The 9,376-nt window shown below is 73.4% G+C and carries 9 protein-coding genes; 5 read left to right on the top strand and 4 right to left on the bottom strand.

All coding sequences use genetic code 11. The annotated features are described in order from the left end of the window. Positions 1-130 precede the first annotated feature (130 nt). Positions 131-745, top strand: a complete 615-nt coding sequence (locus tag ACFV9Q_RS02075) for a hypothetical protein (protein ID WP_377232920.1) — start codon at positions 131-133, stop codon at positions 743-745. A gap of 9 nt (positions 746-754) precedes the next feature. After that, positions 755-1,858 carry a DNA polymerase domain-containing protein gene (locus tag ACFV9Q_RS02070; RefSeq protein ID WP_377232919.1) on the top strand — a complete coding sequence of 368 codons (1,104 nt, stop codon included), beginning with the start codon at positions 755-757 and terminating at the stop codon, positions 1,856-1,858. A 34-nt stretch (positions 1,859-1,892) separates the two neighbouring features. On the opposite strand, the gene ACFV9Q_RS02065 is transcribed toward ACFV9Q_RS02070, so the two are convergent. Next, complete coding sequence (locus tag ACFV9Q_RS02065) at positions 1,893-2,162, bottom strand: Rho termination factor N-terminal domain-containing protein (RefSeq protein WP_377231662.1); 270 nt, start codon at positions 2,160-2,162, stop codon at positions 1,893-1,895. A 77-nt stretch (positions 2,163-2,239) separates the two neighbouring features. Here ACFV9Q_RS02065 and ACFV9Q_RS02060 point away from each other — a divergent pair, with 77 nt between their 5' ends. Both ACFV9Q_RS02060 and ACFV9Q_RS02055 read left to right on the top strand, forming a co-directional pair. Then, positions 2,240-2,836: a dihydrofolate reductase family protein gene (locus ACFV9Q_RS02060; RefSeq protein WP_377232918.1), complete on the top strand. Its 597-nt coding sequence runs from the start codon at positions 2,240-2,242 to the stop codon at positions 2,834-2,836. A 57-nt stretch (positions 2,837-2,893) separates the two neighbouring features. Next, the gene (locus tag ACFV9Q_RS02055; RefSeq protein WP_377231665.1) at positions 2,894-4,012 is read left to right on the top strand and encodes an ATP-dependent DNA ligase; all 1,119 of its coding nucleotides are present in this window, start codon (positions 2,894-2,896) and stop codon (positions 4,010-4,012) included. Here ACFV9Q_RS02055 and ACFV9Q_RS02050 read toward each other — a convergent pair. Continuing rightward, a complete protein-coding gene (locus tag ACFV9Q_RS02050; RefSeq protein WP_377232917.1) occupies positions 3,963-4,850 on the bottom strand; it encodes a TetR/AcrR family transcriptional regulator in 888 nt (295 codons plus the stop codon). The genes ACFV9Q_RS02055 and ACFV9Q_RS02050 overlap by 50 nt on opposite strands. Positions 4,851-4,970: 120 nt before the next feature. Here ACFV9Q_RS02050 and ACFV9Q_RS02045 point away from each other — a divergent pair, with 120 nt between their 5' ends. Continuing rightward, positions 4,971-6,287, top strand: a complete 1,317-nt coding sequence (locus ACFV9Q_RS02045; RefSeq protein WP_377232916.1) for a DUF418 domain-containing protein — start codon at positions 4,971-4,973, stop codon at positions 6,285-6,287. 99 nt (positions 6,288-6,386) lie between these two features. Here ACFV9Q_RS02045 and ACFV9Q_RS02040 read toward each other — a convergent pair whose 3' ends face one another. Together ACFV9Q_RS02040 and ACFV9Q_RS02035 are read right to left on the bottom strand one after the other, a co-directional pair. Beyond that, positions 6,387-8,723: a RelA/SpoT family protein gene (locus tag ACFV9Q_RS02040; RefSeq protein ID WP_377231658.1), complete on the bottom strand. Its 2,337-nt coding sequence runs from the start codon at positions 8,721-8,723 to the stop codon at positions 6,387-6,389. 76 nt (positions 8,724-8,799) lie between these two features. After that, a complete protein-coding gene (locus ACFV9Q_RS02035; RefSeq protein WP_377233003.1) occupies positions 8,800-9,372 on the bottom strand; it encodes an adenine phosphoribosyltransferase in 573 nt (190 codons plus the stop codon). Positions 9,373-9,376 lie beyond the last annotated feature (4 nt).

The raw sequence follows: 9,376 nt of genomic DNA, 5'->3' as shown, positions 1-9,376 counted from the left end.
GTGGTGGTGGGGGGGGGGGAGGCGGGAAACGGAGGGGGGGCGGGGGGGGGGGGCGGGGGGGTGGGTGCTCACCCCGGCTCCGTCCGCTCGCTTTCCCCCCCCACTTCCCCGCTGCGCGTAGGTTCTGCGCATGCCGTTCCCGTCCCTCACTGCGCTGCTCGACCCGGAGCCGACGACGCCGCCGCTCGTCGTCACCCCGGCGGACGTGGGCGGGCCGGTGGCGTGGGCCGAGCTGCGGCGGGCGGGCGCGCTGGTCGAGCTGCACGACGGCGCGGCGGTCGGCGTCGGCTGCGTGCCGGGTCCGGCGCACCGCGCGCTGGCGCTCGCCCGCGAGGTGCCCGTTCGCTGCGTCCTGGGCGCCGCCACGGCGGGGTGGGTCCACACGGGCCTGTACGACGGCGTCGCGGCGCCCGCCTGGCCGGCCGGCGCCCCGGTCGAGCTCGCCTACTCCCCCGACACCCACCGTCCGGCCCCGCGGCCCGGTCGGGTCACGCGCCGCGCCCCGGGTCTCGTGCGGGACACCGAACGCCTCGCGGGGGTCCCCGTCACCAGCCGGACCCGGACCGCCGCCGACGTCGCCTGCACGGCCTCGCCGGAGGCCGCCGTGCCCGTCCTGGTGGCCCTGGCGAGGGCCGGGACGGACCTGCGGCAGGCCGCCGTCCTGCTGGACCGGCGCGCCCGCGTGGTCGGCCGGCCGGCGGCGCACCGGGCCCTTTCTGCGGCGCGGGAGCTGTTGGCGGGCTAGGTTCGGTCCATGGCCGGATCCAAGACACCCGCTGTGGAGCTCGACGTCGCGGGCCGTACCGTGCGCGTGACGAGCCCGGACCGCGTCGTCTTTCCCCGCGGCATCACCAAGCTCCAGGTCGTCGAGTACTTCGTCGCCGTCGCCGACGGCATCACCGGTGCCCTGCTGCACCGCCCCACCACGCTGGAGCGCTGGCCCAAGGGGTGGCACGAGGGCGCGCACCTCGCCACGCGCATGCCCAAGCCGGACGACCCGAAGGGGGACGGCTTCTACCAGAAGCGCATCCCGCGGGGGGCACCGGGCTACGTGGAGACCGCGACCATCGCGTTCCCGTCGGGCCGGACGGCGGACGAGGTCTGCCCCACGGAGCCCGCCGTCGTCGCCTGGGCCGCCAACATGGGCACGCTCACGTTCCACCCCTGGCCGGTGCGGCGGGACGACGTCGAGGCGGTGGACCAGCTCCGCATCGACCTGGACCCGCAGCCCGGCACGGACTTCTCGGACGCCGCCGCGGTGGCGCCGCACCTGCGCGAGCTGCTCGGCGAGCTGGACCTGCGGGGGTATCCCAAGACCTCGGGCGGCCGGGGGCTGCACGTGTTCGTGCCGCTGGAGCCGCGGTGGACGTTCATCGAGGCGCGGCGGGCGACCATCGCGATCGGGCGCGAGCTGGAGCGCCGGCTGCCCGGGAAGGTCACGACGCGCTGGTGGAAGGAGGAGCGGGGCGAGGCGATCTTCGTGGACTACAACCAGATGGCCCGCGACCGCACCATCGCCTCCGCGTGGTCGATCCGGGCGAACGGCCGGGCGACGGTGTCGATGCCCCTGGACTGGGACGAGGTGCCCGACGTGCACCCCGACGACTTCGACGTGCTCACCGCGCCGGCCCGGTTCGCCGAGCGCGGCGACCTGTTCGCCGCCCTGCGCGCCGACCGGGACCCGGCCCTGGACTGCTCGCTGGACGCCGCCCTCGACCTGGCGGCCCGCGACGAGGCCGACGGCCTCGAGGACCTGCCCTACCCGCCGGAGTACCCGAAGATGCCGGGCGAGCCCAAGCGGGTCCAGCCCAGCCGCGACAAGGACCGCGACCGCAGCAAGGACGTCGCGGCGGAGTGACCCGCCCGCGGCCGCGCCACAGGCGATGCGGCCCTCAGTGCGACCGCAGCGCCTTGATCAGGTCACCCTTGCGCATCGTGGAGCGGCCCTCGATGCCGATCTCTGCGGCTCGCTTGCGCAGCTTGTCGACCGTCCAGTCGTCGTAGTCGCCGGACTTTCCTCCCTTGCGGCCGACGCTCTTGCGCGACGTGTTCGCCGCCGCGTTCGCGATACGGGCGGACTTCTCCTTGGAGCTGCCCTCGTCACGGAGCTTCTCGTACAGCTCCTTGTCCTTGACGCTCGGTCCGGGGTCACGCTTCGGCATGGTCGATCCTCCCGACGGTGCTGGACGTTCACCCCCACCCTCGCCCGATCTCACCCCGCTCGCACGTGGGTGGACCGATGAGTCCGGCGCGCGCCCGGCGTCGGACGGGCATGGGAACGCTGCGCTACACCGCGAACATGTCCGCCGACGGGTACACCGTCGACGCCGAGGGAAGCTTCGACTTCACGCAGCCGACCGACGAGATCCTCGCGTTCGTCAACGAGAACGAGTCGGACGTCGCCGTCTACGTCCTGGGCCGGGACATGTACGAGACGATGGTCTACTGGGAGACCCACGACCCCGGGCCCGACCCGAACCCGCACACGGACCGGTACGCGGAGATCTGGCAGGGTGTCGACAAGGTCGTCGCGTCGTCGTCGCTGCCGCAGGACGCCGTCACATCCGCGCGGACCCGGCTCGTGCGTGACCTGCAGCCGGGTGAGCTGCGGCGCATCGTGAACTGCGCGCCCGGCACCGTCTCGATCGGGGGGCCCACCGTGGCCGCGGAGTTCATCCGGCAGGGCCTCGTGGACGACTTCCGCTTCGTGGTCTACCCCGAGGTCGTGGGCGGCGGGCTGCCGGCCCTGCCGCGGGACGCCCGGCTGCGGCTGCGCCTCGTGGACTCCCGCACCTTCGACGGCGGGTGCGTCTACCTGCGCTACGCGCCCCGCTGAGGCAGGCTCGTACCCGTGACCACACTCAACCTGCCCGTGCAGCCCCCGGTCCGGCCGATGCTCGCCAAGAGCGTGCCCTCGGTGCCTGCCCAGCCCGCCGGCGACGACGCCGGCCCCGCGTACGTCTACGAGCCCAAGTGGGACGGGTTCCGCGCCATCGTCTACCGCGACGGCGACGAGGTACGCATCGACTCCCGCAACGCCAAGCCGATGGAGCGCTACTTCCCGGACGTCGTCGCCGCCGTCCGCGACGCCCTGCCGGAGCGGTGCGTGGTCGACGGCGAGATCGTCATCGCCCAGCGGCCCGGCCACGGCGCCGCGCACCTGAACTTCGAGCTGCTGTCCCAGCGCATCCACCCCGCGGAGTCCCGGGTGAACATGCTCGCCGAGACCACCCCGGCCGCGCTCGTGGTGTTCGACGTGCTGGCGCTCGGCGACGACGACCTCATGGACCGCCCGCTGACCGAGCGGATCGCGGCACTGGACGGCCTCGGCCTGACCGGTCCGCTCGTGTTCGCGACGCCCCGCACCCAGGACGCCGCGGAGGCCGAGGAGTGGTTCGGCTCGTTCGAGGGCGCGGGCCTGGACGGCGTCGTCGCCAAGCTCGCGGACGGTCCGTACGCGCCCAACAAGCGCACCATGCTCAAGATCAAGCACACCCGGACCGCCGACGTCGTGCTGGCGGGCTACCGGCTGCACAAGACCTCGACACCCGAGCAGCCGCTGCTCGGGTCGCTGCTGCTGGGCCTGTGGGACGAGACCGACGACGGCCCGCGCCTGCAGTTCGTGGGCGTCGCGGCCTCGTTCCCGGCCACCCGGCGCGCCGAGCTGATCGCCGAGCTCGCGCCGCTCGTCGTGGAGCCCGGGACGCCCGCGGCCGAGGAGCACCCGTGGCAGGGGTGGACCGACCCCACGAAGGCCGAGGCGGGCGACCGCCTGCCCGGCGCGCAGTCGCGCTGGAGCTCGGGCAAGGACCTGTCGTTCACCCCCCTGCGGGCCGAGCGCGTACTCGAGGTGGGCTACGACCACATGGAGGGCTCGCGGTTCCGGCACACGTCCCAGTTCAAGCGCTGGCGCCCGGACCGCGAGCCGGCGTCCTGCACGTACGAGCAGCTCGAGGAGCCGGTCAGCTTCGACCTGGGCGAGCTGCTGCCGGGGGCGCCGGGGACGTCCTGACCCGGTCCACGGCCGCGCCCACGCCGTCCAGCACGGTCTCCAGCCCGAACCGGAAGTCGTGGTCCGGCCCCTCGGGCGCGACGTCGTCCGGCGGCTCCTGCTCGAACAGCCCCGACCCGAACAGCGACGCCGCCTCCGGGAACCGCTCGGGGCGCACCAGGCGCGCCATCGCGCGCCCGTACTCCTGCTCGACCTGACCCTGGTCCAGCCCCGACCCGGCACGCGCCGCGGACATGTCCGCCGCGAGCTGTGACGCGGTGCGCACGTACCCGCTGACCAGGGTCACGACACCCACCTTGGCCGCCCAGTCCAGGCCGGTCCCCCGCAGGGCCGCGAGGCCCGCGTCCAGCCGCGCCAGCTCGTACGGGCCCGACGGCGGCCCCTGCACCGGCAGGTGCGCGAGCCACGGGTGGCGCCGGTACATGGCGCGCACGCCGTACGCCCAGCCTCGCAGCGCGACGCGCCAGGCGGGGTCGCCGGGCGCGCCCGGGCCGTCCTCCCCCGTCCCGGCGTCGGCCGGCCGGCTCCCGTAGTCCCCCATCAGCGCGAGCAGCTCGTCCTTGGAGCCGACGTACCGGTACAGCGACATGGGCGTCACGCCGAGCTCCCCGGCCACCTTGGGCAGGGTGACGCCCGCCAGTCCGTCCCGGTCCGCCAGCGCGACGGCGGCCGCGACCACCTGGTCCACGGTCAGGACGGCGCGCCGCCCGAGGTGCGACCCCGACGGCAGGCGCCACAGCCGGGCGATGTGCGCGGGGACGTCCCCCGCGGACGGCGGGCCGGTGTCCGGTCGCGGGTCCCCTCCGGAAGGGTTCTGTGGCTCGGTCACGGGCCTCATGATCACACGTCCTCACGGTCGCGGCGGTCCTGGCACGACCGTCCCGCTAATTACTGTACGTCTTATAGTTTCAGGTATATGTTAACGCCGAGCCAGCCGCCCGACCCGAAGGAGAGGCTCATGACCACTGCCGCAGACTCGGCACCCCGCAGCTCGACCCGACCCGCCGACCCCGGCCTGGAGCCCCACGCCGCACCGCGCGCCCGAGGCCCCGTCCTGCGCGCCGAGCGCGCCCTCGCCCCCGACCTCGCCCGCGGGGCGATGCTGCTCCTGATCGCGCTCGCCAACAGCGTGGGCTACTTCTTCGCGAACGCGCCCGGCCTGGACCCGACGCCGCACGGCGCGGAGCGCCCGTGGATCGTGCTGCTGTTCCTGTTCGTGCACTCGCGCGCGTTCCCCCTGTTCGCGTTCCTGTTCGGCTACGGGCTGGTGCAGCTCGCCGCACGGCAGGACGCCGCGGGCGCGTCGCCCGCCGAGGTGCGGCGGATCCTCGTGCGCCGCAACGCGTGGCTGCTCGCCTTCGGCGCGGCGCACGGGCTGCTCCTGAACGCGGGCGATTTCCTGGGCGCGTACGGCCTGGTCGGGATCGCGTTCACGCTCCTGCTGCTGCGCCGCTCGGCGCGGGTGTACCGGTTCGTGCCGGTGCTCGTCGCCCTCGAGGCCGCCGCCGCGCTCGTCCTGGCGGTGCTCGTGACCGGGCGGCTGCTCTCGGGCGGCCTCGTGGGCGCCGCGGACGCCGTCCCCGCCCCCACCAGCCCCATGCCGTCGGTCCTGGCGCCCACGTTCGTCGACTCCGTCGCGGCGCGCCTGGGCGAGTGGCCGGCGCACACCGCGACCGTGCTGCCCTTCATCCTGTTCGTGTGGATCGGGGCGTGGGCCGCCCGCCGGCGGATCCTGGAGGAGCCGGGTGAGCACCTGACGCTGCTGCGCCGTGGCGCCGTGGGCGGGCTCACGATCGGTGCCCTGGGCGGCCTCCCGATGGGCCTGCTCGCGGCGGGCTGGCTCCACCTCGACGCCGGCACGGCCGGCCTGGTGACCGTGCTGTACAACAACACCGGCACGCTCGGCGCCATCGGCTGGACCTGCCTGTTCGGCCTGCTGGCGCACCGGATCGCCCGGGCCCGAGCGAGCGCCGCGACCGGCACCACGGACGGCGCGCCGGGGGCCGCGGCACCGGGCCGGCTCGTGGACGCCGTCGCCGCGCTCGGCCGCCGCAGCCTGACCGGGTACCTGGTCCAGTCCGTGGCGTGGTTGGTGCTGACCGCGCCGTTCCTGCTGGACCTGCCCCGGCACGCGCCGAGCCCCACGTTCGCGGCGGCGGGCGGCGCGGTCGCCGTGTGGGCGCTCACCGTCGTCGGCGCCGCCGCCCTGGAGCGCCACGGGAACCGCGGGCCGGCCGAGAACCTGCTGCGCCGCCTCACCTACGGGCGACGCTGACGCGATCCGCCGTGCCGGTGGACACCGCGCGCCGATGAACCACGAGGGGCCCGACCGCAGACGGTCGGGCCCCAGGGTGAGTTCCTGGTTCGCCGGACGTCAGACCGGCAGCTGCGGCCGCTCGACCGGCTTGGTGCCGGTGATGCGGTGCACGTCGAACACACCCTCGACCTTGCGCACGGCCGACAGGACCGTCGCGAGGTGCGCGGGCTCGGCCATCTCGAAGATGAACCGCGAGACCGCCAGCCGGTCGTCCGACGTCGAGACGAACGCCGACAGGATGTTCACGTGGTTCTCGGACAGCACGCGGGTCACGTCCGACAGGAGCCGCGACCGGTCGAGCGCCTCGACCTGGATCTGCACGAGGAACATCGTGTTCGCGCCCTGCGTCCACTCCACCTCGACCAGGCGCTCCGGCTGCTTGCGCAGCCCGTCCAGGTTCACGCAGTCCGTGCGGTGCACGCTCACGCCCTGGCCGCGGGTCACGAAGCCCACGATGTCGTCGCCCGGCACCGGGGTGCAGCACTTGGCGAGCTTGACCCACACGTCGGCGGACTCGGAGCCCTTGAGCATGACGCCCGGGTCGCCCGACCGCACGCGCCGGGCGGTGAGGCCACCCGGACGGGCCGCCTCGGCGACGTCCTCCTCCGCGCCGTCCGCCCCGCCGAGCGCCTTGACGAGCTTCTCGACCACGTGGGCCGAGGAGATCTGCCCCTCGCCGACGGCCGCGTACAGCGCGGACACGTCCTGGTAGTTCATCTCGTCCGCGACCCCGACGAGGGTCTCGTGCGACATGAGGCGCTGGATCGGCAGGCCCTGCTTGCGCATGGCCTTGGCGATCGAGTCCTTGCCGGTCTCGACGGCCTCCTCGCGGCGCTCCTTGGTGAACCACTGCCGGATCTTGTTGCGCGCGCGCGGCGACTTCACGAACCCGAGCCAGTCGCGGCTCGGGCCCGCGGTCTCCGACTTGGAGGTGAGGATGTCGACGACGTCGCCGTTCTCCAGCGGCGAGTCGAGCGGCACCAGGCGGCCGTTCACGCGGGCACCCATGGTGCGGTGGCCCACCTCGGTGTGCACCGCGTACGCGAAGTCGACGGGCGTGGCGCCGCCGGGCAGCGCCATGGCCGAACCCTTCGGCGTGAAGACGTAGACCTCGTCGCCGCCGATCTCGAACCGCAGCGAGTCGAGGAACTCCGCCGGGTCGGCGGTCTCGCGCTGCCAGTCCACGAGCTGGCGCAGCCAGGCCATGTCCTGGTTCTTCGGGTCGTTGCCGCCCGCCGCCGGCGTCTTCTCCTTGTACTTCCAGTGCGCCGCCACGCCGTACTCGGCGCGGCGGTGCATGTCGTGCGTGCGGATCTGGATCTCCACGGGCTTGCCGCCCGGGCCGATCACCGTCGTGTGCAGCGACTGGTACATGTTGAACTTCGGCATGGCGATGTAGTCCTTGAACCGGCCGGGGACCGGGTTCCACCGCGCGTGCATGGCGCCGAGCGCCGCATAACAGTCGCGCACGGTGTCCACGAGGACGCGGGTGCCGACGAGGTCGTAGATCTCCGCGAAGTCGTGACCGCGCACGATCATCTTCTGGTAGATCGAGTAGTAGTGCTTCGGCCGGCCGGTCACGGTGGCCTTGATCTTCGCGCTGCGCAGGTCCGACTCGATCTGCCCGCGCACCACGCCGAGGTACTCCTCGCGGGCGGGGGCGCGCTCCGCCACCAGGTGCACGATCTCGTCGTACACCTTGGGGTACAGGGTCTGGAAGGAGAGGTCCTCCAGCTCCCACTTGATCGTGTTCATGCCCAGCCGGTGGGCCAGCGGCGCGTAGATCTCGACGGTCTCGCGCGCCTTGCGCTCCGCCGACTTGGACGGCACGTACTTCCAGGTGCGGGCGTTGTGCAGGCGGTCGGCCAGCTTGATGACCAGCACGCGGATGTCCTTGGCCATGGCCACGACCATCTTGCGCACGGTCTCGGCCTGCGCCGCGTCGCCGTACTTCACCTTGTCGAGCTTGGTCACGCCGTCCACGAGCAGCGCGACGTCGTCGCCGAACTCGCTGCGCAGCGTGTCCAGCGAGTAGTCGGTGTCCTCCACCGTGTCGTGCAGCAGCGCGGCCGCGATCGTCGTGCCCTCGAACCCGAGCTCCGCGAGGATCGTGGAGACCGCGACGGGGTGCGTGATGTACGGGTCGCCGCTCTTGCGCATCTGCCCGCGGTGGGCCTTCTCGGCCACCACGTAGGCGCGCTCGATCAGGGCGACGTCGGCCTTGGGGTGGTTGCTGCGGATCGCCTGCAGCAGCGGCTCGATCGCCGCCGGGGTGCCGCCACCGATGCTGCGCACGCCCAGCCGCACCAGCCGGTTGCGCATCCGGTTGCCGCCCGGAGGGGTGGGCGGGTTCTTCTCGGGCACCGGAGCGCGTGACACCGTGTTCTCCGCCATGTACGCGCCTCCTTCCCCGGGATGAAACCCGGAGTCGCCAGTCTAGCCCTGGACCACTATTCGCCGTCCGACCCGGTCATTGACCGGACGGGGTGTCCACCCGCAGGAGAGTATCGACGTTGTGGCCCTGGAGCCTGTCGCGCCCGTGAAGCGCCTCCAGCTCGATCAGGAAGGCGAGCCCGGAGACGACCCCACCGCACTGCTCCACCAGCTCTGCTGCGGCCGCCGCGGTACCGCCCGTGGCGAGAACGTCGTCGATGATGAGAACGCGCGCACCGGGGGTGAGTGTTCCCGAGCGCAGCTCGATGGCCGCGGAGCCGTACTCCAGGTCGTACGAGACGCTGTGCGTGGGCGGCGGGAGCTTGCCCGCCTTGCGCAGCGGCAGGAAGCCCAGGCCGAGCGCGTGGGCCACGGGCGCGCCGAGCAGGAAGCCGCGGGCCTCCATGCCGGCCACCACGTCCACGCCGTCGGCCAGCGCGAGGCGCGTGAACGCCTCCACGACGTCGGCCAGGCCCTGGGCGTCGGCCAGCAGAGGAGTGATGTCCTTGAAGAGGACACCGGGAGAGGGAAAGTTCGGGACGTCCGCGATCAGGTCGCGAACGCGCGTCGCCCTCTCCGGCACCAGGCCGGAGAGGGCGACGTCGGTCATGTCG

Origin of the sequence: Promicromonospora sp. NPDC059942, from assembly GCF_042731755.1 — a bacterium.
Classification (GTDB): Bacteria; Actinomycetota; Actinomycetes; order Actinomycetales; family Cellulomonadaceae; genus Promicromonospora.
The sequence above is the reverse complement of the archived record's forward strand: the minus strand, read 5'-3'. Positions and strand labels throughout refer to the sequence as shown.

Coding starts and splice junctions, on each gene's coding strand:
- ACFV9Q_RS02075 (WP_377232920.1), top strand. CDS start 131: ATGCCGTTCCCGTCCCTCACTGCGCTGCTCGACCCGGAGCCGACGACG.
- ACFV9Q_RS02070 (WP_377232919.1), top strand. CDS start 755: ATGGCCGGATCCAAGACACCCGCTGTGGAGCTCGACGTCGCGGGCCGT.
- ACFV9Q_RS02065 (WP_377231662.1), bottom strand. CDS start 2,162: ATGCCGAAGCGTGACCCCGGACCGAGCGTCAAGGACAAGGAGCTGTAC.
- ACFV9Q_RS02060 (WP_377232918.1), top strand. CDS start 2,240: ATGAGTCCGGCGCGCGCCCGGCGTCGGACGGGCATGGGAACGCTGCGC.
- ACFV9Q_RS02055 (WP_377231665.1), top strand. CDS start 2,894: ATGCTCGCCAAGAGCGTGCCCTCGGTGCCTGCCCAGCCCGCCGGCGAC.
- ACFV9Q_RS02050 (WP_377232917.1), bottom strand. CDS start 4,850: ATGAGGCCCGTGACCGAGCCACAGAACCCTTCCGGAGGGGACCCGCGA.
- ACFV9Q_RS02045 (WP_377232916.1), top strand. CDS start 4,971: ATGACCACTGCCGCAGACTCGGCACCCCGCAGCTCGACCCGACCCGCC.
- ACFV9Q_RS02040 (WP_377231658.1), bottom strand. CDS start 8,723: ATGGCGGAGAACACGGTGTCACGCGCTCCGGTGCCCGAGAAGAACCCG.
- ACFV9Q_RS02035 (WP_377233003.1), bottom strand. CDS start 9,372: ATGACCGACGTCGCCCTCTCCGGCCTGGTGCCGGAGAGGGCGACGCGC.